The 26,601-nt window shown below is 50.8% G+C and carries 25 protein-coding genes; 23 read left to right on the forward strand and 2 right to left on the reverse strand.

What is annotated here, in order from left to right; all coding sequences use genetic code 11:
* Positions 1 to 356: 356 nt before the first annotated feature.
* The 17 genes from murA to NYE29_RS18255 all read left to right on the forward strand — a co-directional run bounded on the left by murA (position 357) and on the right by NYE29_RS18255 (position 18,597).
* A complete protein-coding gene (murA, locus tag NYE29_RS18175) occupies positions 357 to 1,640 on the forward strand; it encodes a UDP-N-acetylglucosamine 1-carboxyvinyltransferase (protein WP_038595361.1) in 1,284 nt (427 codons plus the stop codon).
* Positions 1,641 to 1,704: 64 nt separating this feature from the next.
* Entirely contained in the window at positions 1,705 to 2,466 is a 762-nt protein-coding gene (locus NYE29_RS18180) for a cell division protein FtsQ/DivIB (RefSeq protein WP_340896971.1), read from the forward strand.
* A gap of 344 nt (positions 2,467 to 2,810) precedes the next feature.
* On the forward strand, positions 2,811 to 4,073 hold the full coding sequence (gene ftsA / locus NYE29_RS18185) for a cell division protein FtsA (protein ID WP_038595357.1): 1,263 nt from the start codon (positions 2,811 to 2,813) through the stop codon (positions 4,071 to 4,073).
* Between the two features lie 61 nt (positions 4,074 to 4,134).
* Positions 4,135 to 5,247, forward strand: a complete 1,113-nt coding sequence (ftsZ, locus tag NYE29_RS18190) for a cell division protein FtsZ (RefSeq protein ID WP_340896972.1) — start codon at positions 4,135 to 4,137, stop codon at positions 5,245 to 5,247.
* A gap of 121 nt (positions 5,248 to 5,368) precedes the next feature.
* The gene (locus tag NYE29_RS18195; protein ID WP_340896973.1) at positions 5,369 to 6,337 is read left to right on the forward strand and encodes an Rpn family recombination-promoting nuclease/putative transposase; all 969 of its coding nucleotides are present in this window, start codon (positions 5,369 to 5,371) and stop codon (positions 6,335 to 6,337) included.
* Between the two features lie 230 nt (positions 6,338 to 6,567).
* A complete protein-coding gene (spoIIGA, locus tag NYE29_RS18200; RefSeq protein ID WP_340896974.1) occupies positions 6,568 to 7,515 on the forward strand; it encodes a sigma-E processing peptidase SpoIIGA in 948 nt (315 codons plus the stop codon).
* 127 nt (positions 7,516 to 7,642) lie between these two features.
* Positions 7,643 to 8,362: an RNA polymerase sporulation sigma factor SigE gene (gene sigE, locus NYE29_RS18205; protein ID WP_038595351.1), complete on the forward strand. Its 720-nt coding sequence runs from the start codon at positions 7,643 to 7,645 to the stop codon at positions 8,360 to 8,362.
* A gap of 78 nt (positions 8,363 to 8,440) precedes the next feature.
* Positions 8,441 to 9,223 (forward strand): RNA polymerase sporulation sigma factor SigG, encoded by a 783-nt coding sequence (gene sigG / locus NYE29_RS18210; protein WP_038595349.1) that lies wholly within the window; start codon positions 8,441 to 8,443, stop codon positions 9,221 to 9,223.
* Positions 9,224 to 9,417: 194 nt separating this feature from the next.
* Entirely contained in the window at positions 9,418 to 9,729 is a 312-nt protein-coding gene (locus tag NYE29_RS18215) for a YlmC/YmxH family sporulation protein (protein ID WP_038600462.1), read from the forward strand.
* 166 nt (positions 9,730 to 9,895) lie between these two features.
* On the forward strand, positions 9,896 to 10,753 hold the full coding sequence (gene pgeF, locus NYE29_RS18220; protein WP_340896975.1) for a peptidoglycan editing factor PgeF: 858 nt from the start codon (positions 9,896 to 9,898) through the stop codon (positions 10,751 to 10,753).
* 9 nt (positions 10,754 to 10,762) lie between these two features.
* Positions 10,763 to 11,455, forward strand: coding sequence for a YggS family pyridoxal phosphate-dependent enzyme (locus tag NYE29_RS18225; RefSeq protein ID WP_340899754.1), 693 nt, complete (start codon positions 10,763 to 10,765; stop codon positions 11,453 to 11,455).
* A complete protein-coding gene (locus tag NYE29_RS18230) occupies positions 11,455 to 11,898 on the forward strand; it encodes a cell division protein SepF (RefSeq protein ID WP_038595346.1) in 444 nt (147 codons plus the stop codon). The genes NYE29_RS18225 and NYE29_RS18230 overlap by 1 nt, the downstream gene beginning before the upstream one ends.
* 7 nt (positions 11,899 to 11,905) lie before the next feature.
* The gene (locus NYE29_RS18235; protein WP_340896976.1) at positions 11,906 to 12,175 is read left to right on the forward strand and encodes a YggT family protein; all 270 of its coding nucleotides are present in this window, start codon (positions 11,906 to 11,908) and stop codon (positions 12,173 to 12,175) included.
* 4 nt (positions 12,176 to 12,179) lie between these two features.
* A complete protein-coding gene (locus NYE29_RS18240) occupies positions 12,180 to 12,962 on the forward strand; it encodes a YlmH family RNA-binding protein (protein WP_340896977.1) in 783 nt (260 codons plus the stop codon).
* 274 nt (positions 12,963 to 13,236) lie between these two features.
* Complete coding sequence (locus tag NYE29_RS18245) at positions 13,237 to 13,722, forward strand: DivIVA domain-containing protein (RefSeq protein WP_038595344.1); 486 nt, start codon at positions 13,237 to 13,239, stop codon at positions 13,720 to 13,722.
* A gap of 1,071 nt (positions 13,723 to 14,793) precedes the next feature.
* Complete coding sequence (gene ileS / locus NYE29_RS18250; RefSeq protein WP_076109054.1) at positions 14,794 to 17,886, forward strand: isoleucine--tRNA ligase; 3,093 nt, start codon at positions 14,794 to 14,796, stop codon at positions 17,884 to 17,886.
* Positions 17,887 to 18,165: 279 nt separating this feature from the next.
* On the forward strand, positions 18,166 to 18,597 hold the full coding sequence (locus NYE29_RS18255; protein WP_076109055.1) for a DUF5665 domain-containing protein: 432 nt from the start codon (positions 18,166 to 18,168) through the stop codon (positions 18,595 to 18,597).
* Between the two features lie 54 nt (positions 18,598 to 18,651).
* On the opposite strand, the gene NYE29_RS18260 is transcribed toward NYE29_RS18255, so the two are convergent.
* Positions 18,652 to 19,383 carry a TraR/DksA C4-type zinc finger protein gene (locus NYE29_RS18260; protein WP_038595339.1) on the reverse strand — a complete coding sequence of 244 codons (732 nt, stop codon included), beginning with the start codon at positions 19,381 to 19,383 and terminating at the stop codon, positions 18,652 to 18,654.
* Positions 19,384 to 19,628: 245 nt separating this feature from the next.
* On the opposite strand from NYE29_RS18260, the gene lspA reads away from it, so the two are divergent.
* The 3 genes from lspA (at position 19,629) to NYE29_RS18275 (ending at position 22,450) form a co-directional block, all read left to right on the forward strand.
* On the forward strand, positions 19,629 to 20,132 hold the full coding sequence (lspA, locus tag NYE29_RS18265) for a signal peptidase II (protein WP_076109056.1): 504 nt from the start codon (positions 19,629 to 19,631) through the stop codon (positions 20,130 to 20,132).
* Positions 20,125 to 21,099, forward strand: a complete 975-nt coding sequence (locus NYE29_RS18270; RefSeq protein WP_076109057.1) for an RluA family pseudouridine synthase — start codon at positions 20,125 to 20,127, stop codon at positions 21,097 to 21,099. Before lspA ends, NYE29_RS18270 begins: the two co-directional genes overlap by 8 nt.
* A gap of 97 nt (positions 21,100 to 21,196) precedes the next feature.
* The gene (locus NYE29_RS18275) at positions 21,197 to 22,450 is read left to right on the forward strand and encodes an LL-diaminopimelate aminotransferase (protein ID WP_076109058.1); all 1,254 of its coding nucleotides are present in this window, start codon (positions 21,197 to 21,199) and stop codon (positions 22,448 to 22,450) included.
* 62 nt (positions 22,451 to 22,512) lie between these two features.
* Here the strand turns inward: NYE29_RS18275 and NYE29_RS18280 are convergent, their stop codons facing one another.
* Positions 22,513 to 23,073 carry a GNAT family N-acetyltransferase gene (locus tag NYE29_RS18280; protein WP_083675449.1) on the reverse strand — a complete coding sequence of 187 codons (561 nt, stop codon included), beginning with the start codon at positions 23,071 to 23,073 and terminating at the stop codon, positions 22,513 to 22,515.
* Positions 23,074 to 23,663: 590 nt separating this feature from the next.
* On the opposite strand from NYE29_RS18280, the gene pyrR reads away from it, so the two are divergent.
* The 3 genes from pyrR (at position 23,664) to NYE29_RS18295 (ending at position 26,556) form a co-directional block, all read left to right on the forward strand.
* A complete protein-coding gene (gene pyrR, locus NYE29_RS18285) occupies positions 23,664 to 24,242 on the forward strand; it encodes a bifunctional pyr operon transcriptional regulator/uracil phosphoribosyltransferase PyrR (protein WP_076109059.1) in 579 nt (192 codons plus the stop codon).
* Between the two features lie 2 nt (positions 24,243 to 24,244).
* Positions 24,245 to 25,153: an aspartate carbamoyltransferase catalytic subunit gene (locus NYE29_RS18290; RefSeq protein WP_076109060.1), complete on the forward strand. Its 909-nt coding sequence runs from the start codon at positions 24,245 to 24,247 to the stop codon at positions 25,151 to 25,153.
* Between the two features lie 125 nt (positions 25,154 to 25,278).
* Positions 25,279 to 26,556 (forward strand): dihydroorotase, encoded by a 1,278-nt coding sequence (locus NYE29_RS18295; protein WP_445322176.1) that lies wholly within the window; start codon positions 25,279 to 25,281, stop codon positions 26,554 to 26,556.
* Positions 26,557 to 26,601: the final 45 nt, after the last annotated feature.

Consider the following 26,601-nt stretch of genomic DNA (forward strand, 5'->3'; position numbering starts at 1 on the left):
TTCTGCAGGTTGTTGGGTAATGTATAACTGAAGACGATGTTATTTCCCGATGGCGTGAACAGGTAATTAGGCGGGGAAACGCGCACTTTTTTTCTAGTTAAGAGGTTGTGAGTTTCTTGGTGAACAGCAAAGCAATTCTCCGTGCCGAACCTGTACTTAGAGCGTTAATCTTCTTGTTATCCTCCACTGTCACACACCCGGGGTTATGAACATAGGATAATCCTATAATCGTGACAATCACCCAGGGCACTTCCGGTTTATGAGATGACAAAAGCGGGAGGGCCATCCCGCACATTTCATTGCGCTTGTACGGGAAGTGCTTGTGGTGGGTGAGCGGTAATCTCGGAGGTGATACATTGGACAAATTGGTGATTGAGGGTGGAAACCCCCTGTCAGGCACCATACGTATCCATGGAGCAAAAAATGCGGCGCTGCCGATCCTGGCGGCAAGCCTGCTGGCCGAAGGAGTTCACTCACTGCATAATGTGCCGAAGCTGCTGGACATCGAAACAATGCTGAATATTTTGGAACGGCTGGGCTGCAGGGGCGTGCATGAAGACGAGACGGTGACCATCGACACGTCAATGCTGGGCACTTCCCATGTTCCTGAGGATTTAATGCGGCAGATGAGATCGTCTATTTTTCTGATGGGACCGTTATTATCCAGATTTGGAGAGGTGACGATTTATCAGCCGGGAGGCTGTGCGATCGGGGAGCGCAAGATTGATCTTCATCTGCAGGGACTGAAGCAGCTGGGGGCGGAAATTGAAGAGAGCAATGGACGGATTTCCTGCCGGGCCGCAAGACTTAAGGGAAGCGATATACATCTGGATTATCCTAGTGTCGGAGCCACGGAGAACATTATGATGGCTGCTTCCATGGCAGAAGGAACGACAACGATATCGGGTGCGGCCAGAGAGCCGGAGATTCAGGATCTGCAGAATTTCCTGAATCAGATGGGTGCCCAGATTATCGGTGCCGGTACCGATACCATTACGATTCAAGGTGTAAAGAAGCTATATCCCTGTACGTACGAGGTTATTCCCGACAGGATTGTCGCCGGAACGGTCATGATAGCCGCTGCCGCCACGCGGGGCAACGTTACATTGACCCATACCAATGCCGGGCATTTAACCTCCCTGATCCATGTGCTGAGGAGGGCTGGTGTTCAAATCACCGTATGCAATGATATAATTAATATCAGTTGCATGGGACGTCCCCGTGCGGTGGAACGAATCGTTACTTCTCCCTACCCTTCCTTTCCCACAGATCTCCAATCTCAGGTAATGGTGCTGCTGTCGCTGGCCGACGGATTCAGCGTCATCAAAGAGACGGTGTTCGAGGGACGCTTCAAGCATGTGGAGGAGATGGCCAGGATGGGCGCCGATATTTCCATTGATCTGAACCGTGCGTTTATCCGCGGGGTGCAGAGACTGTATGGAGCAACGGTGGAAGCTACCGACCTGCGGGCGGGAGCTGCCCTGGTGATTGCCGGACTCGCTGCTCATGGGACCACGGTCGTTGAGCAGGCGCATCATATTGACCGCGGATATGACGGCATTGAGCAGCTCTTTCAGAAGCTGGGTGCACGCATCAGCCGCAAAGTACCTGTGCCGGGTCCGTTTGATTTGGCCAATTAAAGCTCCCTGTCTCCTTCAGCTTCATGCGTGGGAAGGAGACAGGGCCTTATTACGGAGATATGAGATGCCAAAAACCCGTTTACCTCTTCTTAAAGAGGACAAGCCTACCAAAAAAATGAGCCGAAAGATTACTTTCATTCTGCTGCTGCTGTTTATTGCGCTGCTGGCCGTGATTTTCTTCCGCTCGTCAATGAGCCGGATTACAGAGATTCAATTTCAGGGAAACAAATATTCCACCCGTGAGGAGCTGCTTGAAAAAAGCGGACTTGCCCTCGGAGGACAGTATTTTGTCGTCTCGAATGACGCAGTGGCCGATCGCCTTAAGGAGCTCAAGACGGTTCAGGAGGCCAGTGTGGAAAAGAAATTTCCCGGTCTAGTCACCATCAGTATTAAGGAGTACTCTGCAGTTGCCTATGAATTGGATCAAGATGGCGTACTGGAGGCGATTCTATCCAGCGGTGCTGCTGTTTCCGTGAATGAAACGGGCATTGCGGTGGAGAAGCCGATCTTGACAAGCTGGGGGGAAGATGATCCCCATAAAGCCAAATTGTGCCAGGCTCTCGCCAGTATCCCGAATGAACTGACCAGTGACATTTCCGAGATTGTGCCATCACCAACATTATCCTTTCCGGACCGCATCAAGCTATATACCCGTTCGCATTTTGAAGTCATTACGGCAATTTCTTTGCTTAAGGATAAAGTAGAGTATTTAAATCAAGTGATAGAGACAGAGGAGCCCGGACTGATCAAGATGCTTGAAGCGGATTCCTATGTTCCTTTTGCACCTGTAAAAGAGGAGAATGTGAAAGAGGACACGCAAGAGTAAATAGGCCCTACTAATAGTAAGAAAAAAATGCTACAATCGGTTTTACGGGCAATAGGCAACGTCCCTCTTTTTTCTTCGGATTTTTTGAAATGAAGTATCAAATATGGATGACATTTCTTTATTACACTTATATTTCATGTAATAAATGCCTGTTTTCAGGTTTCTAGCAGCAACTGTCTTCATGCGAGATGCTTGTAATATTATCCCACTCAAAAAATTTGTAGAAAAAAGAGGGAAAGGATTAGAGATGTTGAATATGTACAGAGAAGTTTTTCTTCAATGGAAATCAAAAACTAAATCAGCTTTACATTTCATTTTGATAATAACAGGAGGTGCCATAGGGCTTGAGCAACAATGACATCATTGTTAGTTTGGACATCGGTACATCCAAAGTTCGGGCAATTATTGGGGAAGTTACTAATGGAACCTTTAATATTATTGGCGTTGGATCTGCTGATTCGGAAGGAATACGAAAAGGTGCGATTGTAGATATCGACCAGACTGTGCAATCGATCAAGAGTGCTGTAGATCATGCGGAGCAAATGGTCGGTATACAAATATCCGAGGTCTATGTCGGCATTTCCGGCAATCATATCGGGCTTCAATCCAGTCATGGTGTCGTGGCCGTTCAGAATGAGGATCGTGAAATCGGCGAAGATGATATCGATCGTGTAATCAAGGCAGCAGAAGTTATTGCACTGCCTCCTGAACGCGAGGTAATTGATGTTGTCGCCAAGCAATATATCGTCGATGGCCTTGAAGGAATCCAGGATCCCCGCGGGATGATCGGAGTTCGTCTGGAAGTGGAAGCGACGATTATTACCGGGGCCAAAACGCCAATACATAATCTGCTTCGCTGCGTAGAGAAATCAGGACTTAAAGTCAAAGATCTTGTACTGATGTCTCTTGGAGCCGGCGGATTGGCGCTTTCCAAAGATGAGAAATCAATGGGTGCTGTGCTGGTTGACATCGGTGCGGGCTCAACGACGATAGCCGTATATGAAGAAGGTTCCCTTTGTGCCACCTCCACGATCCCGATCGGCGGAGAATTTGTAACCAATGATATCGCATACGGACTCCGTACACTTACTGATCAGGCGGAGAAGGTAAAGCTGAAGTATGGCTGCGCCTGGATTGACGACGCCGCTTCTGACGTGGTGTTCAAGGTGCTCCGGATCGGCAGCAATGTGGAAAAAGAATTTAATCAGGAAGATCTTGCGGCGATCATTGAACCGAGAGTGCAGGAAATCTTCCATTTGATTCGTCAGGAAGTGAAGCGGCTTGGTTACAATGAGCTTCCCGGAGGTTATATACTAACGGGTGGCACTGTATCTATGCCGGGGGTATTAAAAGCAGCCCAGACTGAACTATCAGCCTCTGTGCGCGTTGCGGTGCCGGATTATATCGGAGTCCGCGATCCCGGATTTACCGGAGGGGTAGGCATCCTGCATAACGTTGTCCGCAGATTCCGCGGACGCGGAAACAGCAGCAGCGGGAATAAAAAGACGGTCAACCGGAACAAGCAGAATGCAGCTCCGAATCAGGAAGCCGTTTCGAAGCCGGGTTTGGTGGAACGTCTAAAGAATATGTTCAGCGAGTTCATATAAGTGTAAGTCCAGATATACTTGGACTGGCCATCCAAGCACATTGAGGGGGAGATGGAACAATATGTTGGAATTTGATTTTGAAATGGAGAGCTTGGCGCAAATAAAGGTCATCGGCGTGGGCGGCGGCGGTAGCAATGCTGTCAACCGGATGATTGAAAATGGCGTTCAGGGTGTGGAATTCATCACAGTTAATACAGATGCCCAAGCGCTGCATATGGCCAAATCGGAGCATAAACTGCAAATTGGGGACAAGCTGACCCGGGGTCTTGGCGCGGGTGCCAATCCTGAGGTGGGCAAGAAAGCGGCCGAGGAGTCCCGTGATCTGATTTCAAATACCCTTAAAGGCGCGGACATGGTATTTGTTACCGCTGGTATGGGCGGCGGCACCGGTACAGGCGCAGCGCCTGTGATTGCTGAAATCGCCAGAGAATGCGGAGCGCTGACGGTGGGTGTTGTAACCCGTCCGTTTACTTTTGAAGGAAGAAAACGTTCCAACCAGGCAGAACTGGGTATCGAAGCACTGAAAGAAAAAGTAGATACCCTAATCGTTATTCCGAATGATCGCCTGCTGGAAATTGTTGATAAGAAAACACCGATGCTGGAAGCTTTCCGCGAAGCGGACAACGTGCTCCGTCAAGCGGTACAGGGCATTTCCGACCTGATTGCTGTTCCGGGTCTGATTAACCTTGACTTTGCCGATGTGAAGACCATTATGACAGAACGCGGATCCGCTCTTATGGGTATCGGTATTGCCACCGGCGAGAACCGTGCTTCGGAGGCGGCCCGCAAAGCGATCATGAGTCCGCTCCTGGAGACCTCCATTGAAGGTGCCCGCGGCGTGATCATGAACATTACAGGTGGTTCAAACCTTTCCCTGTATGAGGTGAATGAAGCAGCCGAGATCGTTACCTCTGCTTCAGATCCTGAAGTGAATATGATCTTTGGTGCCATCATTGAGGAAAGCATGAAGGATGAAATCAAAGTTACGGTAATCGCTACCGGCTTTGAACACAAACCTTCACCTGTTGCTCCAGCCCGCCGTCCATCGGCGAGCAGCGAACCTGCTGCGCCGGATAAGAATGCCAATCTGCGTCCGTTTGGCAATCAGACGGCCTCAGACCAGCTAGACATTCCAACATTCCTGCGCAACCGTACACGCGGCAATAACGACTAATAAAATAGTATAGTGTAATAGATTTACGGAAGCACCGTATCTCCCTAGCGATCAGCTATGGGTGGATACGGTGTTTTTTGGTTTATCGGCTGTTATAATACTAGTAGCGGGAGAGGATACAATGAAACTGCTTGATCCCCGGGTTGATTTTGTATTTAAACGTATTTTTGCAAGTGAGGGCAATAAGGATGTGCTGTTGGCTTTTCTTAACGGGATTTTTTCGGATGCAGGGGAACCTCCGCTGAATGAAGTGGTGCTGTTGAATCCATACACGGATAAGGATGATCCGCTGGATAAGCAATCGATATTCGACATATGGGCCAAGACCGAGGAAGGCAAGTTGATCAATATTGAAATGCAGCTGTTTAATAAATACGATATTGAGAAGCGCACGCTCTATTACTGGAGCAAACGATATTCGGGCCAACTGCAGGAGACGGGCAAGTATAAGGATCTCAAAAAGTGTGTGACCATCAATATATTAAATTATAAAGTTTTGCCCAATGAGCATACTCATAGTGTGTTTCATCTGCGGGAAGATAGGAATGGAACTCCGCTCGCAGACGATATTGAAATTCATTTCTTGGAGCTGCCGAAGCTGGAGCATACGCCTGTTCCCGGTGAAGGCGGTTTGGTCAATTGGCTGCTGTTTCTGAAAGGAATAGACGATTCGAATTGGGAGGTGCTTAGCATGAATGAGCCTGTCTTGAAAAAGGCAATGGATACGCTGCAATTCCTGAGCCAGGATGAGGAGGCCCGCATGAAGTATGAAGCCCGCCAGAAGTTTTTGCTGGATGAGGCTTCGCAAAGAGACGGGGCGCTTACAGAGGGCTTTGCCAAAGGATTGGCTGAGGGAAGAGCGGTAGGAAGAGCTGCGGGTATAGAGGAAGGTAAGGCGGAAGGCAAGCTGGAAGGGAAGTTAGAAGGGAAGTTAGAAGGAAAGTTAGAAGGGAAATTAGAAGGGAAATTAGAGGGGAAATTAGAAGCCAGATTGGAAGTGGCAAGAAATCTGCTTGCGATGGGACTGGACTATCATGCGATCCGAACGGCAACGGGTCTTACAGATGAAGAATTAGAGTCTATGAAGTGAATTTAAGAATAGGAATTGTGAAGTCAGCCTTTAGATTTAGAGGCTGGCTTTTTTGAAAATAAAAGAATTTATATGCTTCACGCTATAACTCGACAAAAAAACCTCAAGAATGCCCCCCAAGTTTAGACAGACTTTGAATGCGAGAGTTCCTATACTAATCTTATCGTCCAAAAAGAGAGCCTGATCCCCGGCCTTGAGGATAGATAGCAGCCCTTAGGCAGGTGAATGCATTGGTAGTTTATATTGACTTGATTTTCGCTGCCAATCTGCTGATCGATGGCATTCTTCTATGGCTGACAGGCTGGCTGGTCAAACTTAAGGTCTCCTGGTGGAGACTGGCGCTCTCCGCGCTGGTTGGCGCGCTTTATGTAGTGATGATGTTCGTCCCGGAGCTGTCTTTTCTCTATACCTTCCTCATTAAGTTCGGATTGTCGGTAGTCATGCTGTGGATTGCCTTTGGATTCAGGAGTCTGCAAAGCTACCTCCGCGTGTTGGGGGCCTTTTATATTATTAATTTTGCAGCAGCCGGCGGCATTGTAGGTATTCACTATTTGTTGCAGAGCTCAGGCGACATCTGGAACGGTATTCTGTTTACCTCTTCAGGAGGCCAAGCATACCGGATGAAGATCGGTTTCTGGTTTGTGCTTGCGGTCTTACCGCTGGTACTGCTCCTCTTTAAGCTCTTCCATTCTTCACGGGTCCGCAGGGAGCAGCTCGAATCGTACATTGGTGAGGTAACTGTGGAAATTGACGGCGTAACTGTGGTCTGTCCAGGGCTGCTGGATACAGGGAACCGGCTCAGTGATCCGTTGACGCGGATTCCGGTAATGGTGATGGAGGCGTCGCTCTGGGAAGGCCATCTGCCTGCTTCATGGAAAGGGAGGCTGACACAGACGAGCGCAGACACCCTTCTGCTGGAAACGGACGGGCAGTCTTTTGCCTGGCAGGACAGGATGCGGCTTGTCCCTTATAGGGGCATCAACCGTGGTTCATCCTTTATGCTTGCGCTGAAGCCGGATCTTGTGAAGATACAGCTTGGTGAGGAGACCTTTTACAGCAAAAGGGTGCTCATCGGGCTGGATGGCGGGACACTGTCGGGAGACGGCGCGTACCGGGCGGTCATACATCCTGACCTCGCCCAAAGAGAACAGGCTGCTGACGCGGCGCTGCCATGCTGATAACGCAGAAGCATTTGGCATTTCAATCCTAAAATCGGACAAAGGGAATTGGGGCAGGGCAGCAGGAAAATGGATGGGATAAGAAATATCACAGGGTTACTGTGTACTTCTTGGAGGAGGAACAAGAATGGTCAAATGGAAGTTAGCGCTGCAACTGCAATATTACCGCATGCTGTTTCTGCTGGGGCTGAAAAGCCAGGAAATTTATTATATCGGTGGAAGCGAGGCGCTGCCTCCTCCCTTGACGAGGGAAGAGGAGGAGTATTTGCTGCAGCGGCTGTCCAGCGGCGATGCGGCAGTCCGGGCTATGCTGATTGAGCGCAACCTGCGGCTCGTTGTGTACATTGCCCGGAAATTTGAGAACACCGGCATCAACATTGAAGATCTTGTCTCTATCGGGGCCATTGGACTAATCAAGGCGGTCAATACGTTTGATCCAGAGAAAAAAATCAAATTGGCTACCTATGCCTCACGCTGCATCGAAAATGAGATACTGATGTATTTGCGGCGCAACAGCAAGACACGGAGTGAGGTGTCCTTTGATGAACCGCTAAATATTGACTGGGACGGCAACGAACTGCTTCTCTCCGATGTGCTTGGCACCGAGAACGACACCATTTACCGGAACATCGAAGAGCAAGTGGACCGGAAGCTGCTGCAGAAGGCGCTGGAGAAGCTGAGTGAGCGGGAACGCCTGATTATGGAACTAAGATTTGGACTGCGCGGGGGAGAAGAAAAAACGCAAAAGGATGTGGCCGACCTGCTGGGTATTTCCCAATCCTATATTTCGCGTCTGGAAAAAAGAATTATCAAGCGGCTGCGCAAGGAGTTTAACAAGATGGTGTAAGCATAAATCAGCAAGGAATAAAATGCCGGACCGGGGAGATAATGTACAGTAATGTTTCTCCTTGGGAGGTAAATCATCATGACCCGAAATAAAGTCGAGATTTGCGGTGTGGACACCAGCAAGCTGCCCGTTCTAACAAACGTGGAAATGCGGGAGCTGTTCACTTCGCTGCAGCAGCAGGGCGAGCGATCCGCCAGAGAGAAATTGGTAAATGGTAACCTTAGACTCGTTCTTAGTGTTATTCAAAGGTTCAATAATCGGGGAGAGTTCGTTGACGATCTGTTCCAGGTAGGCTGCATCGGATTGATGAAAGCCATCGATAATTTTGATTTATCGCAAAATGTGAAGTTCTCCACCTATGCGGTGCCGATGATTATCGGTGAAATCCGCCGGTATCTGCGCGATAATAACCCGATTCGGGTATCACGCTCGCTCAGGGATATCGCATATAAGGCGCTACAGGTGCGTGACAGTCTGACGAACCAGAATTCCCGGGAGCCGACGATTTTTGAAATTTCCGAGGCGCTGGGAGTTCCGAAAGAAGATGTGGTTTTTGCTTTAGATGCCATACAGGACCCGGTCTCCCTGTTCGAGCCAATCTACCATGACGGCGGGGACCCGATTTATGTGATGGACCAGATTAGCGACGATAAGAATAAAGATGTCTCTTGGATTGAGGAAATTGCATTGCGGGAAGCGATGCGCAAACTGGGCCAGCGCGAGAAGCGGATATTGTCCATGCGTTTCTTCGAGGGCAAGACCCAGATGGAGGTCGCCGATGAGATTGGGATCTCTCAAGCCCAGGTTTCCAGACTTGAGAAATCGGCCATCCAGCAAATGCAAAAGCATGTGAAGACCTGAGTAACAGCGATAGATGAACCAGGGGTATCCAGGAGGCTATAAACCCTTCTGGATACCCCTTTGTATGTAGAACTGTATTGGGAAATATATATTGCATTGCATGTTGCCAAGCCCGAACAACATATATTGGACTATATGTCTGAAAGTACAGGGGTGGCGAGGTGAACGAGGATTCAATAGGCACAGGCAAAAAAATGAAAATCTCCGATTTTCAGACCAAGGATGTCATTAATATTGTTGATGGTAAGCGGCTTGGGCAAATCAGTGATCTGGAGCTCGATCTGCGCCGCGGAGTCATTGACGCAATCATTGTGCCCGGGTATACACGCTTTATGGGGCTCTTTGGAGGTGGCGCTGATTTGATCATTCCCTGGAGGAATATCGTTAAGATTGGTGCTGATGTTGTGCTCGTAAAGATAGAGGAGTCCAGAATGCCCCAAGGTCAGGAAGAGCGGGAAACGATGTATTTGGAACGGGGAGACCGCAGTGAAAGGCGCACATATTAACCGGGTGCGTCTTTTTTTGGCGGAAACGGGTATAGAGCTTATGTAAGAAGTACAGCCCATAACCGGGAGATTGTTCGGGGGCTTTGAAAAGTACTTGAGTAAGCTTCGAGGTCTTAACAACACTTTATGGGGAGGTCTTGTGGTACACTTAGGCGGAGGTGAGAAGATGGAACCGTTCGTACAAATCGACAGAACGCCTGTGCAGCTTCATCTGGAGCCGTGGTGTTCAGCACATGCCCAAATTACTGCCGGCTTTACAGGAAGACAAGGTGGTGCGGGCAAGGCGCCGTATGACAGCTTCAACTGTGCTCTTCATGTCGGCGATGATGTGGAAGATGTGATCAGCAACCGGAGGATGCTCGCCGAGAGTCTCGGTTTTACACTGGATTCATGGACATGCGGGGAACAAACTCATGGGAAAAATATTGCGGTTGTTACCAAAGAGAACCAAGGATACGGCAATCTGGACAGAGCAAGCGCCTTTCAGTCCACTGATGGGCTGCTGACCAATGTGCCGGGGGTGCTGCTGACTTCCTTTTATGCGGACTGTGTGCCGCTATATTTCTATGATCCTTTGCAGCAGGTGGCCGGTCTTGCGCATGCGGGCTGGAAAGGGACTGTAGCAGAAATTGCCGGGGCTATGGTCAGCACAATGGGTGAGGTCTACGGCAGCCGTCCAAAGGATATCCTGACAGCCATTGGACCTTCTATCGGTGAATGCTGTTATGAGGTCGATGATTATGTAATGAATCATGTCCGCCGGTTGGAGGATGAACTTAGCACACTGAATTTGGCGGAGAACGCACCGGTCTTATACAGGAAGTCGGATGCAGATGACAGCAAAAGCATGCTGAACTTGAAAGAAATGAATCGACGCATTATGATTAAAGCAGGAATATTGCCGACTCATATCGAATGTACAACTTGGTGTACAAGCTGTAACAGTGATCTCTTCTTCTCATACCGCAAGGAAAACGGAGTTACAGGAAGAATGACGAGCTGGATCGGAATAAAGGAGAGCTGAAAGTTGGGTTTGACACTGCAAGAAAGAATAGCCGAGGTCGAGGAACGTGTGGAACGGGCTTGCGCGGCAAGCGGCAGGGATGCAAGTGACGTCAAGGTTATCGCAGTGACGAAATATGTATCGCTGGAAACGGTATCCGCTGTGCTGGAAGCGGGTCTTGAGGACATTGCTGAAAGCCGCTGGCAGAACGCCGAACATAAATGGAACGCCCTGGGCAACAAAGGTACATGGCATTTCATCGGCCATTTGCAGACCAATAAGGTAAAGGACGTTATCGGCAAATTTCAATATATACACTCTTTGGACCGGTTATCGCTGGCACAGGAATTGCACAAGAAGGCTGAGGCCGCCGGTATAGACGTAAACGTCTTCCTTCAGGTGAATATCTCAGGAGAAGATACGAAATTTGGTTTACCTCCTGAAGCGGTACCTGAATTTTTGCGTGAAATCGCTCCTCTGCATCGTGTGAAAGTAATCGGCCTTATGACGATGGCGCCTTATGAAGGGGACCCCGAGCTTACCCGCCCGGTCTTTCGCGGACTCCGCGAACTGCGCGATGCGCTCAATCTGCTAGCTTTGACACCTGAGCCTATACAAGAGCTGTCGATGGGAATGTCGAATGATTTTGAAGTGGCGATACAGGAAGGAGCCACCTGGGTGCGCCTGGGAACGGTATTAGTAGGTCATGAGGAGGGAGCTTGATGGGCGTGATGAACCGGTTTATGAGCTTTTTGGGCTTGCAGGAGGAAGAGGAAATTGTGGAGCGGGAGCAGATTTCCCGTGAAGAGGATGAATACGAGCCCGCCCCTGTAGAAAACCGTAAAAACCAGCGGGCCAACGTCGTCAGTATCCATTCGCAAAAAAATGTGAAGGTAGTGCTTTATGAGCCCCGTTCTTATGACGAAGCTCAGGAAATTGCCGACCATCTCCGTTCGCACCGCACAGTCGTAATTAATTTGCAGCGCGTGCGGAATGACCAGGCAATGCGGATTATTGATTTTCTCAGCGGAACTGTTTATGCCCTGGGTGGAGGAATCTCCAAAATTGGGGGCAATATATTTATGTGCACACCGGATACGGTCGAAATTCAAGGTTCCATAACGGAAATTCTGGGTGACGATCAAGACTACAACAGAATGAGGTGAACGGGCTTTGTACCAAATCGATTTAATTATTAATTTACTTTTCAAGATCTACTACTACATGATTTTCTTCTATATCCTCATGTCCTGGCTGCCCAATGTCCGTGACAATTTCATCGGAGAGCTGCTCGGCAAGCTCGTGGAGCCTTTTCTGAGTCCATTCCGCCGGATTATTCCGCCGCTGTTCGGAACGCTGGATATTTCCCCGATCATCGCGCTGATTGTGCTTCAATTTGCGGAAGGCGGCGTGCACTCCATTGTGGGCCTGCTCTTCCGTTAATGACATGAAGAATGAAATCTATGGTCATTTTCACCCTGACGAACGGCAATTTGTGGACAAGGCCTGGGAATGGGTCACTCATGCAGGAGAGTATCATGAGCTCAAGCTGACTGAATTTCTCGATCCCCGTCAGAGTTATATTCTGCAGAGTCTTGTGAACCGTCATCCCGATGTTACTATAAGATGGGAGGGCGGCTCAGAAAATGCTGAGCGGAAACGGGCAATGGTGGCACCAGATTACCGTGACCTTTCAGAAGAAGATATGGAACTCAAGGTGCTTGCCATCACCTCCGGGGAACAGAAGTTTTTGGCTTTGGAGCATGGCGATTATATGGGTTCAATTCTTGGACTGGGCATCAAAAGAGGCAAAATCGGTGATATTCATGTGCTTGAGGATGGCTGTCATGTTGTAGTGGCGGCGGATATCGCCAATTTCCTGGACGTGAATTTAACCGGAGTGCACCGGATTAATGTCAGCACAGAGATTCTGCCGTTGTCCGGATTGCGGAGCAGTGAGGTTAAGCTTGAGATCATGGAGTTGACTGTGGCTTCCTTGCGGCTTGATGGGATCGCTGCGGATGTGACCCGGCTCAGCCGGAGCAAGATACTTGCCCCGATCAAAGCCGGACGGGTCCGGGTGAACTGGAAGGTGGAGGAAGATCCCTCCTTTGGACTTAAAGACGGCGATATGGTCTCCATTCAAGGTTTTGGCCGTTTTAAGGTTCTGGAGATCGGAAGTTTGACGAAAAAAGGCCGTTACCGGGTTCAGGTTGGCAAATTTGTCTGAATCGTTTGCAGGAATCCGGATTTGCTTGTCGAAATTCAATATCTCTAGGGAAGCAAACATTTTGAAAGCTGGGCGCCGATACTTGTAGAAGAGGCGGATCCTTAAACGGCATTCGGAATGATAACCAGCCTTATTTTTCTTGCAGAAACACTTGCCGCCTTATCCAGGCAGGCATGTTCGTTTCTTCTTAAAGTACAGTCTTTCTTCTTTGTCTGCCGGGACAAATTATGTTTCATGGGCATAAGAGGTCTGAAATTTCTAGGAGGTGCACAGCATGCCATTAACGCCGCTCGATATACATAACAAGGAATTCTCCCGGAGAATCCGCGGTTATGATGAAGATGAGGTCAACGAATTTCTGGATCAGGTAATCAAGGATTACGAAAGTGTCATTCGTGAGAACAAGGAGCTGCACAATCAGCTATTGTCTATTCAAGAGCGCCTTGATCATTTTGTGAATATTGAAGAAAGCTTGTCCAAGACAATCATCGTCGCACAGGAAGCGGCAGATGATGTCAAGAACAACTCCAAAAAGGAGTCACAGCTGATTATCAAGGAAGCGGAAAAGAACGCTGACCGGATTATCAACGAAGCGTTATCCAAATCCCGGAAAGTAGCGATTGAGACGGAAGAATTGCGCAAGCAAGCCTCTATCTACCGCACACGTTTCCGGACTCTCGTCGAAGCACAGCTTGAACTGCTGTCACAGGATGATTGGAATGCCCTGGAGAGCCGCGAAGTCAGCGAGAACGTGCTTTAACCTTCTAATAAAGCTGAGCATATCATGAGAGATGAATATCTCTTGTTTTCCGGCCACTGCTATACCGTGGTTATGAATATTGACATTTTGTCTTAAAACGTCTATAACTAAAACATATCTGTACCATAATCATTCGATGACGGGACAAGTACGATAAGGTTACGTTCTCCAGAGAGTCGGTGTTTGCTGCGAGCCGATTGTTCACACCTTGCCGGAAGATCTTCCCCTAGAAGCTGAGCTGAAGCGTTAATTCGTGCGTAAGTTTAGCCGTCTGCCGGACGTTATCCCGGACCCGTGCGTTTAGATTGTCTGCGCGGAACTGAGATTGTGCTGAATACACTCCCCCTGAGGATGTGCGTGAAGCGCAGAATTAGGGTGGTATCGCGAGCGTCGTCTCGCCCCTTAGGGGGCGGGATGGCGCTCGTTTTTGTTGTTGCGGGGTGCGATCCCCCTAAATCCCCCTTTCCAAGGGGGACCCCAAGGGCTGGCCGCCCTCTGGACACCCGCAACAAGGGCATTGTGCAGAGAGTGGCGTCCGCGGACGGGTAGGGATTTGTTCGACGGGGGAGCGGCCCTTCTTAGGCTCCCCTGGCGGGTACCCCTGCGGGGCCTTTCCTGCTCAAGAGCGAAGGCAAAGACGGCTTGCGGCGGCTGCGCCCCGCCGCGGGGCACCCCGGCCCAGCGCTGCCCTAACGGGATCGCGGGCCGGGGGCCCAAGGCAAGAGCAAGGGCAAAGACAGCTTGCGGCGGCTGCGCCCCGCCGCGGGGGCAACCCGACCCAGCGCTGCCCTGACGGGATCGCGGGCCGGGGGCCCAAGGCAAGGGCAAGGGCAAAGGCAAGAGCAAAGCCTGCGAGCGGGCTGCGCGCCTAGCGTGTTTGAGGTAAAGCGGGCCGCTTGCGGCGACAAGCGGGGACAACACCAAAATGAACTCTACATCCACCTCTCCCTGGAGTTTAGACAATATTCCGGGTGTCCAGAGGGCCGGGGCCCTCGGGGTCCCCCTTGGCTAAGGGGGATTTAGGGGGATCGAGCAGCTTTATAGACTAAACCAAGGAAGGATTGACCAGCAATGCAAAAAGTAGATGTCAGAGAAAAAGCGCGGGCAAGAGATGTCCGCATTCTGAAGAAATGGAGCGATGAGAATACGTTCCGCAGATCCATGGAGAACCGTGAGGGCCGTCCGAACTATGTGTTCTATGAAGGACCTCCAACAGCTAACGGCGTACCGCATATCGGGCATGTGCTGGGCCGGGTCATCAAGGATTTCATCGGCCGCTACCAGACGATGAAGGGGTACCGCGTTGTGCGCAAAGCGGGCTGGGACACTCACGGCCTGCCGGTTGAACTCGGCGTGCAGAAGAAACTCGGAATCTCCGGCAAGCAGGAAATTGAAGAGTACGGCGTGGAGAAGTTCATCAAAGAGTGCAAACAGAGCGTGTTCGGCTACGAGAAGCAGTGGCGTGAGTTCACGGAAGCTATCGGCTATTGGACCGATCTGGATAACCCGTATGTGACGTTGGATAATACGTACATCGAAAGCGTGTGGAACATCCTGGCTACGGTGCATGAGAAAGGTCTGCTGTACCGCGGACACCGCGTCAGCCCGTACTGTCCGAGCTGCCAGACAACGCTGAGCTCCCATGAAGTGGCGCAGGGTTATAAGACGGTGAAGGACCTCAGTGCAACGGCCAAGTTCAAGCTGGATGGCAGCGGCGACTATGTGCTGGCCTGGACGACCACCCCTTGGACGCTTCCGGCGCATATGGCGCTGGCAATGAACCCGGAGATGGAATATGTCCGTGCGCAGCAGGAAGACGGCGTATACGTGCTGGCCAAGAACCTCGTGGAAGAGGTGCTGAAAGGGGAGTATACGGTTCTTTCAACGCATAAAGGCTCTGAATTTATCGGTCAAAGCTATACCCCGCCGTTTAGCTATATTCAGGCGGAGAAACATAATGTGATCGTTGGTGCATCCTTCGTAACGGATTCCAGCGGTACCGGGATCGTGCATATGGCTCCGGCACATGGTGAGGATGACTATAAGAGCTGCCGCGACAACGGCATCAGCTTTGTCAATGTGGTGGATACTTCCGGTAAATATACTGACGTGGTAAGTGATTTTGCCGGACGGTTTGTGAAAGATTGCGATTTAGATATCATCAAGGTGCTGTCCGAAAAAGGGCTGCTGTACAATAAAGAGAAATACGAGCACAGCTATCCGTTCTGCTGGCGCTGCGATTCTCCGCTGCTGTATTATGCGACAGACAGCTGGTTCATCAAAACGACAGCGATCAAAGATCAGCTGATCGCCAACAACAACAGCGTAGACTGGTATCCTGACCATGTGCGTGAAGGCCGCTTCGGCAAGTTCCTGGAAGAGCTGGTGGACTGGAATATCAGCCGCAACCGCTACTGGGGCACACCGCTGAATGTTTGGGTTTGCCAGGACACAGGCAAAGAATTTGCGCCGCACAGCATCGCTGAACTCCGCTCGATGGCGATCGGCGAAGTCGCTGAGGATATCGAGCTGCATAAGCCATATGTAGACAACATCAAGCTGCGCAGCCCGTTCAGCGAAGGCGGCGTGATGGTGCGTACATCTGAGGTCATCGACGTATGGTTTGACAGCGGCTCGATGCCGTTTGCCCAAAGCCACTATCCGTTCGAGAATGAAGACAGATTCGCCGACCAGTATCCGGCAGATATGATCTGTGAAGGAATTGACCAGACACGCGGCTGGTTCTACAGCCTGCTTGCGGTATCGACGTTGTTCAAGGGCAAAGCGCCTTACAAGGCAGTTATTGCCCACGGCCACATCTTCGATGAGAACGGCCAAAAAATGTCCAAATCCAAAGGCAACGTCATTGACCCTTGGGAAATCATGAACGAATACGGCACCGATGCCTTCCGCTGGGCAATTCTGTCCGACAGTGCGCCGTGGAATAACAAACGTTTCTCGCGCGGTCTGGTCGGGGAGACCAAATCCAAGGTTGTGGATACGCTGGTCAACACGCACGCGTTCCTGACGCTTTATGCCGGTATTGACGGGTACGACCCTGCAGAGCATCCTTTCAAGGTATCCGGACATAAGCTCGACCGCTGGATTCTCTCCCGCTTGAACAGTCTGATTCTAGTTGTGGAAAAAGGCCTCGCCATCAACGACTTCGTTAATTCGTCCAAAGCGATTGAGAACTTCGTGGATGAACTGAGTAACTGGTATATCCGCCGCTCACGCGACCGGTTCTGGGGAAGCGGGCTTGGCGAAGAGAAGCTGGACGCTTACCGTACGCTGACACATGTGCTGCTCACAACGGCTACGCTGATGGCACCGTTCACACCGATGCTGTCGGAAGATATCTATACCAACCTTGGCGGCGGGGAAAGCGTACATTTGGCGGATTATCCGGCTGCCGACGAGAGTCTGATCGATCTTGAGCTGGAGCGGGATATGGAGAGTGCCAGAGGCATTGTCGAGCTTGCCCGCAACGTGCGCAACGAGACTGGCATCAAGACACGCCAGCCGCTGTCCGAGCTGATCGTTTCCCTGGACGGCAGCTTTGATGTAACGGATTATGAAGAGATCATCAAGGATGAAATCAATGTCAAGGGAATTGTGCTGGAGAACAGCGACAGCGGGTTTGTTGATTTTACGCTGAAGCTGAACCTGAAGGTAGCCGGTAAAAAATACGGCAAGAGCGTAGGCTTCCTGCAAGGCTACCTGAAAGGGATGGACAGTGACGCTACCCGCAAAGCGGTACAGGACGGCGTGATTGCCATCGTGTCGCCGGAAGGGGAAGAGCTGCAGATTACTGCCGAGGAGCTGCTTGTTGAGAAGCAGGCCAAACCGGGTTTTGCATCAGCTTCCGGTTACGGGCTCACGGTAGCACTGAACACGGAAATCACTCCTGAACTTGAGCAGGAGGGCTGGGTCCGCGAAATTGTCCGTGCAGTGCAGGATTACCGCAAACGCCTGGATCTGGCGATCGAGAAACGGATTGCGCTCACGCTGCAGCTGGATGATGAGCTGAAAGCGGCAGTGACTGCTTTTGAACATGTATTGCGTGAAAATGTGCTAGTGACTACCGTTGAGTTTGACGGAGCGCATCCATTTGAATCGGTGGATGCCGGCGGCAGATCCATTGGTATCCATATCGGAGCCTAAAGAGAAGCTAAATGCTGATCCCCGTATCGCTTGTCTCCAAATGACATATACTAGCGGCATAAGAAGAAACGTCCAGGCCTTTAGCATAGGGCAGGGGTTTTCGAGAATGGTGGTATGTGTACCGCTAATCAGGAAGCCGTTTCTGCGGAAATATGAGGATCTTTACTGAGAACCTTATATTTATGCGCAAAATGACGAGCCCCGTGTTCGGGGAGAGATTGCCTCTCCCCGAACCGGGCTCGTTTATTTTGTGGACGTTAGGGAAGGAGCAAGAGTGTTTTGGAGGGTCGGAAAGAAGGAAGCAAAAGCTCCGGGCAGCAGGGAGAAATCTCCGCCGCAACTGGCGAGGGCAGCGGACCGGATCAGGCGCCGGATTTCAAACGGGAGACTGAAGCGGGAGCAGAGGCCCTTTCCCCGGATGAAAAATTGAGCGCGGTATACCGGCTGACATTGGGGCTGGCCCGGGAGATGGAAAAATCGCGGATTGCTGAATATACACAGCTGCTGCATTCGCCCTGGCGGCTGATCTGGCTGAACATAATATCAGGGATAGCGCGCGGGGTGGGGATTGCCCTCGGATTCACTTTTTTTGCAGCGACGATCATTTATGTACTGCAGATGCTGGGGGCGCTGAACCTGCCGATTATCGGAGATTATATTGCAGATATTGTGCGGATCGTACAGCACCAGCTGGAGCTTAAGACTTTTTAGGGGTTAGTGAATCATTGATCTGGCGTGTGTACCTAAAAAAGGAGCAGCACATGGCTACTCCCTTTCCTTTTTAGCGGACGGATCCAGCAGGTAGCTGCCTTCCTCGGTGTCCATATAATGGCGGTAACTGGTTCCTTTGATGATGGTCAAATGGTTTCCGGCGATATCGGTTGCCACAAAGTTCTCCCACGGCTCTACGAAGCCTTCGGTTTCGTCGGCCTCAATCTCCATATCGTTGTAAGAGCTGATATCATTGCCTTCGGCCATGGCCGGGGAGTTGGAGCTGCCCCAGCTTTCGACGATCTGCCAGGCATCTTCGCCGTCAAAACCGTTTTGCTCATCGCGTTCGTCAAGGCTGGTGCGTCCAAAAGGCGGGGACAGCAGCTCTTCTTCGACCGGCCGGGTAAACGGTGCGTTCTGGCGCGGGGCATGCTCCTTGCTGTATCTGGTGGATGGAATGGCTGAGAGCCGCTCATATGGAATCGGGTTGCCGCTGGCGATACAAATTCCGTAGGTGCCCTCATCCATGGCCTGCAGGGCGGCTTCGATATCGTCCAATTCATGCTCGTCGCGCTCCAGCAGGGAAATATCTATCGAGCGGTTATACAGCTCAGTGGCGGCATCGCCGGGATGGTTGTCGATTTCGGACAATTCCCCGGTTGTATCGCGCATGGCTTCCTGCAGACCGTAATGCTCGTTATTTTGCAGCCTGTGGCGGATTTCCTCCTGCTGCTGCTGCAGCGCTGCCCGCAGCTGCGAGAGCTGCTGTGATGTCAGATGGCTCATAGGCGAGTGCTCCTTTCAGATGCTTTTGTCATAACGTACGCTTCCCGGCATTCCTGCCGGTTCGTTCTTTGATAGCTTGACCGGAGAAGCGTCTTTTTAGCGATGGTAAATAGTCCCCCGGCCTTAAAAGGGTTATACGGTCCGCAATAGACGGCTTCTTGAGGCCTGTGCTACAATATACAAGTCTTTATTCAGTATTCGTACCGCTATAACGCGGGAAAAATAAGAACGGAGTGACAACTTCTGTGGTGTACTATCTGATTGCGCTAATTGTGTTTTTGATTGACCAGGGTACCAAATATGTGATTGCTACCCGGCTGGAGCTCGGCGAGCAGATTCCGGTCATAAACGACTTCTTCATTATTACCTCCCACCGCAATAGTGGAGCCGCATTCGGAATTCTTGAAGGACAGCAATGGTTTTTCTTTATAGTTACGGTTGTTGTTGTCGTCGGAATTGTCTGGTATATGAACAAGGCCAAAGCCTCGCGGAAGCTGCTTCCTACCGCTCTGGCATTGGTGCTGGGCGGAGCAATAGGCAACTTTTTGGACCGGATGCTGAACGGTGAGGTTGTTGACTTCCTGATGTTCAACTTCGGGAGCTACACCTTCCCTATTTTTAATGTCGCCGACTCCTGCATCGTGATTGGGGTTGGACTGATTATTCTCGATACACTGCTGGATATGAAGAGCGGAGACGAAATCATCGAAGTTAAGGAATCAAAGGAAGTAAAAGAAGGGAATGAATGATTTGAACAAGGACGTCAATGAGCAGGCAGGTGCAATTGCCTACGAAGAAGAAAGGGACGTCACGGAGTGGATTGTTTCCGGAGAGAATGCCCGGGAGCGGGTTGATAAATATATTACGGAGGCCTGGGAAGAAGAAATTTCACGCTCTCAGGTACAACTGTGGATCAGTAGCGGACATGTTAAGGTTAACGGTTCTCCGGTTAAGGCCAACTATAAGCTGAACGAAGGCGATGTTATCGCTGTTACGGTTCCAGAGGCTGAAGTTACCGATCTGATTGCGGAGGATATTCCGCTTGAAGTGGTCTACGAGGACAGCGATGTTATTGTAATCAATAAGCCTCGCGGCATGGTTGTGCATCCGGCAGCAGGGCATCCGTCCGGCACGCTGGTCAATGCGCTGATGTTTCATTGCAAGGATCTGTCCGGCATCAATGGCGAGATTCGTCCCGGGATTGTGCACCGCATTGATAAAGATACTTCCGGTCTGATTATGGCAGCCAAAAATGATGCCAGCCATGCTTCACTCGCTGCCCAGCTCAAAGAGCACAGTGTAACACGCCGCTACATCGCAGTGGTGCATGGTAATCTGGCCCATAGCCAAGGAACCGTAGACGCTCCGATTGGCCGTGACCCGCATGACCGCAAGCTGTACACGGTAACCGAGAAAAACAGCAAACGTTCCGTGACCCATTTTACCGTGCTGGAACGCTTTGGCGACTGCACACTACTGGAACTGCAGCTGGAGACCGGACGGACGCATCAGATCCGCGTGCACATGAAGTTTATCGGGCATCCGCTGGTCGGCGATCCGGTATACGGGCGCAGCAAGGGGATTATGATGAATGGACAGGCTCTGCATGCCGCCGTACTGGGCTTTAAGCATCCTTCCACGGGTGAGTATATGGAGTTCAGCAGACCGATTCCGGCAGATATGGAAGAAGTATTGTTTACGCTGCGCAGCAGATAAGTACAAATGAAGTGATCATAAATCCATGGTTTTGGAGACGATTTTGCTTCATATTTAATGATATATTTAATAATAGCCAGGAGATGAGAACAAAATTATGAGTATCGAACAGTATCAAGAGACTTTCATTCAGACTAATTTTGCGGACCGCATCGGCGGTGCGAACTACGGCAAAGATACAGCCATTTACAAATTCGAGAAAATCAAACGCGCCAAAGCATCGGCGAAACAGGATTTTCCTAATATTGAATTGATCGACATGGGCGTCGGCGAACCTGACGAGATGGCGGATGAAGGCATTGTTGCAAGACTTGCCATTGAAGCGGCCAAAGAAGAAAACCGCGGTTATTCCGACAACGGAATTCCTGAATTCAAAGCTGCCGCTGCAGCTTACCTGAAGGATGTATTTCGTGTAGAGGGGATCGACCCTGTAAACGAGGTTGTGCATTCCATCGGCTCGAAGCCGGCATTGGCCATGCTGCCATCCTGCTTTATCAATCCGGGTGACATCACCATCATGACGGTTCCGGGTTATCCGGTACTGGGTACCCACACCAAATATTTGGGTGGACAAGTCTATACGGTGGAACTCAAGAGAGAGAACAACTTTCTGCCTGATCTGAATTCCATTCCGGAAGATATTGCACGCAAAGCGAAGCTGCTCTACCTGAACTATCCGAATAACCCTACGGGTGCCAGCGCAACTCCTGAATTTTTCAGCGCCGTTGTAGACTGGGCCAAAAAATATAACGTCGTAGTCATCCATGACGCTCCGTATGCAGCGCTGACTTATGACGGTGTGAAGCCGTTGAGCTTCCTGTCCGTACCCGGCGCGAAGGATGTCGGCGTAGAACTGCATTCGCTCTCCAAGTCCTACAACATGACAGGCTGGAGAATCGGGTTCGTTGCCGGCAACCCGCTGGTCGTGAAGGCATTCAGCGATGTGAAGGACAACAATGACTCCGGCCAGTTCATCGCGATTCAGAAGGCTGCTGCCTACGGTCTGGAACACCCTGAGATTACCGAAGCGATTGCCGCCAAGTATTCCCGCCGCCACAACATGCTGGTCGATGCGCTGAACAGCCTGGGCTTCAAGGCAGAGAAACCAAAAGGTTCCTTCTTCCTGTACGTAGCAGCACCAAAAGGTGTCAAAGGAGGACGCCGCTTCGAATCCGGCGAAGACTTCTCGCAGTTCCTGATCCGTGAGAAGCTGATCTCTACTGTGCCTTGGGATGATGCAGGCCCATTTGTTCGTTTCTCCGTGACCTTTATCGCCAAAGGTGAAGAGGATGAGAAACGTGTAATCTCCGAAATTCAAAGACGCCTCAGCGACGTTGAATTCGAATTCTAAAATAACGGACAACTAAGAAGCCGCCGCAGAGAAATCTGCGGCGGCTTCTTGTTGCAGCACGCTCAAGGTAGGCGGTAAGAATTTCTATGAAAATTGTTAATATAACGGAATAAGGACTCTCCATTATCTTCGACAGCAACCCCTTGCTTCAGCGGGCGCAGCATTGCCTGGTACGGCTCCGGCACCCAAATATATTGATGGATATACGGTGTCAGCTTGAAACCTTTCCGTTCCCAGAAATGAATACGCTCAAGATGCGCAGCTGTGTTTCCGGCTTCCACTTCAATGATAATTCCACCGGCGTTATGCACTTGTTCAGCCCAGTGAATGATTTTTTCCAGGAACAATGAACCAAGGCCTTCTCCGCGTGACTTCTTGGCAACTGCCAGATAATCAATGATAAGCCGCTTGTCGGCCGTCCCTCCAACGATCCCGGTTACAGCCATTGCTACAACCTGTCCATCAGATAGGCCTGCATGCAAATACGCTATTCCTCTGTCCAGCATATTGTGCAGAATTCCTGCCGGTTTGGCCCCGCTGGGAAAAGCCTCCTGATACATGGGTTCAATTAACTCCCATAAGCTATCATTCCAATGCGCAGCTGTGATAAATTCCAGTTCCATTATCAGTCGCCTCCGGTCTTTATCATATCAGAGCGGAAGCAGGGAGGTAAAACAAGCAGAGGGTCTTGATCATCATCAGTTTCATGAAATAAGCTGATATTCTTCCTGCTTCTTTACTTAAACTGAAAAATTTCACGTTTAGGTGGAAGCTGCGGAGGGAATTTTGGGACTGTAGGAGCGAATGCGTCCGCCTTTGTCTCCAGATTTAATCCGTCACGCGGATCCAATCAAATAAATCTGGAGACAACAGCGGCCGAAAGTCCAACATTCCCGCAGTCTGCGTCCTTTCACCTAAATCTCCTCTAGTTTTTCTGTTCCCACTGCCTCCCATTTGACACAAGCCATGACTTCTGTCATAATTCTGTTAAATGAATATGCGCCTTTAATTCAGTCCCGTGAGGCTGGCAAGGTAACGTGAATCGAGGTTCGCGACTTAAGAAAGGAATCCGTATGAGTACGGAGGGTCTTTTTATGCGCGCGGACACGCCATCTTTTTGAATCTGTGGATTTCACTCCTTGCCTGCTTTGGGCAAGGAGTTTTTTGATTTCCGGGAGCTTGAACGGGCGTACAAGCAGGAGGATGACGGATTATGGTTACTGAGAAAAACGTAATTATGGACGAAACAGCAATTCGCCGCGCACTGTCGCGCATTGCCCATGAGATTTTGGAGAAAAACAAAGGTATCGAGAATTGTCTGCTGGTGGGCATCCGGACACGCGGAATTTACCTGGCCCAGCGAATCGCAGAACGTATCAAGGAAATTGAAGGTGTTGATATTCCTTACGGCGAGCTGGACATTACACATTACCGCGATGACCGCGAAGGCGGAGATAACCGGGAAGAGATGGACCGGGCGGTAGTGAAGAGCTACCTGACCCTGCCAGAAGGCAGCAGCGGCATCCACGACAAAAAAGTAATTTTGTTCGACGATGTGCTGTACACCGGACGCACGATCCGCGCGGCGATGGATGCTCTGATGGATTGCGGACGGCCAAGGATGATCCAACTCGCTGTACTGGCTGACCGTGGACACCGGGAGCTTCCGATCCGTCCGGACTACATCGGCAAGAACGTACCTACCTCCAGGCATGAGCAGATCGAAGTGGCGCTGACCGAATTCGACGGCAAGGATGAAGTTTACATTATTTCAAACCGGGAGGAACGATAACAATGATGACGGCAACCAAGGTGAAGGAACGCAGTCTGCTGGGGATTAAAGAGCTGGACAGCTCGGAAATCCATGAGCTATTGGAGAGAACAGCGTACTGGGACAATCAGGCCGAGAAGCTGACCCCGGTACTGAGATCACATTTTGTTGCCAACATGTTTTTTGAGAACAGCACGCGTACCCGCTTTTCCTTCGAAATGGCTGAGAAACGCCTTGGTGTTCAGGTGCTGAATTTCACGGCTGCGGCTTCCAGTGTAGAAAAAGGCGAGTCGATCTACGATACAGTACGCACACTGGAATCAATGGGGATCGACGCCGGAGTTGTGCGTTTGAAGCCTGCGGGCGTGCTGCAGCAGCTGGCCGAGAAGGTGTCCATTCCGCTGATTAATGCCGGAGACGGCAATAACGAGCATCCGACGCAAGCGCTGCTGGACCTGTATACAATGAGCAAAAATTTTGGCGGGCTGAAGGGCCTCAAAGTTTCGATTATAGGGGATATTATGCATAGCCGGGTTGCACGCTCGAACCTCTGGGGACTGACAAAGATGGGGGCCAAGGTGCAGTTCTGCGCGCCGGAGAATATGCAGGCGCCGGAGCTAGCTGCCTACGCCCCTTATGTGAGTATGGAAGAAGCGCTTAAGGCTGATGTAGTCATGATGCTGCGGGTTCAGCTTGAGCGCCATGCATCCGGCATACTACTGTCTGCCGAGGAATACCGGAAACAGTATGGATTGACGGAAGAACGGGCGGCCCGGCTCGATAAGAACACGATCATTATGCATCCGGCTCCGGTGAACCGCAACGTAGAGATTGATGACGCAGTGGTCGAAAGCAGCCAATCGCGGATTTTCCCGCAGATGTCCAACGGCGTGCCTGTGCGGATGGCCGTGATGGAGAGAGCCCTTCAATAGCATCTCTTCAAGTTAAAAAAAGCTGACATAAATACACTAATAAATATACACAAAGATGAATTTTTATTATATAATAATCAGAGAGCTTGCGGCTGCGGCCTGCAGGTAAAAGGAGAATCATAACCGTGATCATTAGAAACGCCAGCGTGCTCAACCAGGAAGGCGAGTTAGAGACTAGACATATCGTAGTTAAGGACGGCGTAATTTCCGCAATTGAGAGTAATCTGGATGCGCTCGATGAATCCACTGAAATCATAGAAGCCGAAGGCAAACTGCTGATCCCGGGACTGATTGATATGCATGTGCATCTCCGCGAGCCTGGCTTTGAGCATAAAGAAACGGTAGAAACCGGAGCCCGTTCGGCTGCCAAGGGCGGATTTACTACCATCGCCTGCATGCCGAATACACGCCCGGTAACGGACAGCCCGGAAATCGTACAGTTTGTGAAGGATAAAGCGCGCGAAGCCGGACTGGTGAAGGTGCTCCCTTATGCGGCGATCACGAAAAATGAGCTGGGACGCGAGCTGACCGATTTTGCCGCACTTAAGGAAGCTGGAGCCATTGGTTTCACGGACGACGGAGTAGGCGTACAGACTGCCCAGATGATGAAGGATGCCATGAAATTGGCTGCCGGACTGGATATGCCTGTAATCGCGCATTGTGAGGACGACTCGCTGGTGGAAGGTTGTGCGGTTAACGAAGGCAAGTTTGCAACTGTGCATGGCCTCAAAGGCATTCCGAACGAGTCGGAAGCGATCCATGTCGGACGCGATATTCTGCTGGCTGAAGCAACAGGCGTTCACTATCATGTCTGCCACGTCAGCACGGAACAATCGGTGCGGCTGATCCGCCAGGCCAAGCAAATCGGCATCAAGGTGACCGCGGAGGTATGCCCGCATCATCTGCTGCTGTCGGAGGAAGACATTCCGGGCATGGATGCCAATTGGAAAATGAACCCGCCGCTGCGTTCGCGCCGCGACGTGGAAGCCTGCATCGAGGGTCTGCTGGACGGAACGCTGGATATCATCGTGACCGATCATGCACCGCACAGCGAGGAAGAAAAAGCGAAAGGCATGCAGCTTGCACCGTTTGGCATTGTCGGATTTGAGACAGCATTCCCGCTGCTCTACACCGCTTTTGTGGCAACCGGCAAATGGGACCTGTCCCTGCTGGTGCAGCGGATGACCGCTGATCCGGCCCGGGTGTTCCGGCTGAATACAGGCCATCTCACGGTTGGGGCGCCTGCCGATTTGACGCTGATCGACCTCAAGGAGGAGCAGGAAGTAGATCCGGCTTCATTTGCCAGCAAAGGACGCAATACTCCCTTTGCCGGATGGAAGCTTAAAGGCTGGCCGGTTATGACATGGGTAGACGGCACAGCGGTATGGACAAAAGCTAATTAATGAACTGGTGGAGCGAAGATGCCGGCTGTATGGGGCAAGGTGAAC

Origin of the sequence: Paenibacillus sp. FSL M7-1046, assembly GCF_038007405.1 — a bacterium.
In the GTDB taxonomy this organism is placed as follows: Bacteria; Bacillota; Bacilli; order Paenibacillales; family Paenibacillaceae; genus Paenibacillus_AQ.

Coding starts and splice junctions, on each gene's coding strand:
- NYE29_RS18180 (WP_340896971.1), top strand. CDS start 1,705: ATGCCAAAAACCCGTTTACCTCTTCTTAAAGAGGACAAGCCTACCAAA.
- ftsZ (WP_340896972.1), top strand. CDS start 4,135: ATGTTGGAATTTGATTTTGAAATGGAGAGCTTGGCGCAAATAAAGGTC.
- NYE29_RS18195 (WP_340896973.1), top strand. CDS start 5,369: ATGAAACTGCTTGATCCCCGGGTTGATTTTGTATTTAAACGTATTTTT.
- sigE (WP_038595351.1), top strand. CDS start 7,643: ATGGTCAAATGGAAGTTAGCGCTGCAACTGCAATATTACCGCATGCTG.
- sigG (WP_038595349.1), top strand. CDS start 8,441: ATGACCCGAAATAAAGTCGAGATTTGCGGTGTGGACACCAGCAAGCTG.
- NYE29_RS18215 (WP_038600462.1), top strand. CDS start 9,418: ATGAAAATCTCCGATTTTCAGACCAAGGATGTCATTAATATTGTTGAT.
- pgeF (WP_340896975.1), top strand. CDS start 9,896: ATGGAACCGTTCGTACAAATCGACAGAACGCCTGTGCAGCTTCATCTG.
- NYE29_RS18230 (WP_038595346.1), top strand. CDS start 11,455: ATGGGCGTGATGAACCGGTTTATGAGCTTTTTGGGCTTGCAGGAGGAA.
- NYE29_RS18240 (WP_340896977.1), top strand. CDS start 12,180: ATGAAGAATGAAATCTATGGTCATTTTCACCCTGACGAACGGCAATTT.
- NYE29_RS18245 (WP_038595344.1), top strand. CDS start 13,237: ATGCCATTAACGCCGCTCGATATACATAACAAGGAATTCTCCCGGAGA.
- ileS (WP_076109054.1), top strand. CDS start 14,794: ATGCAAAAAGTAGATGTCAGAGAAAAAGCGCGGGCAAGAGATGTCCGC.
- NYE29_RS18260 (WP_038595339.1), bottom strand. CDS start 19,383: ATGAGCCATCTGACATCACAGCAGCTCTCGCAGCTGCGGGCAGCGCTG.
- NYE29_RS18270 (WP_076109057.1), top strand. CDS start 20,125: ATGAATGATTTGAACAAGGACGTCAATGAGCAGGCAGGTGCAATTGCC.
- NYE29_RS18275 (WP_076109058.1), top strand. CDS start 21,197: ATGAGTATCGAACAGTATCAAGAGACTTTCATTCAGACTAATTTTGCG.
- NYE29_RS18280 (WP_083675449.1), bottom strand. CDS start 23,073: ATGGAACTGGAATTTATCACAGCTGCGCATTGGAATGATAGCTTATGG.
- pyrR (WP_076109059.1), top strand. CDS start 23,664: ATGGTTACTGAGAAAAACGTAATTATGGACGAAACAGCAATTCGCCGC.
- NYE29_RS18290 (WP_076109060.1), top strand. CDS start 24,245: ATGATGACGGCAACCAAGGTGAAGGAACGCAGTCTGCTGGGGATTAAA.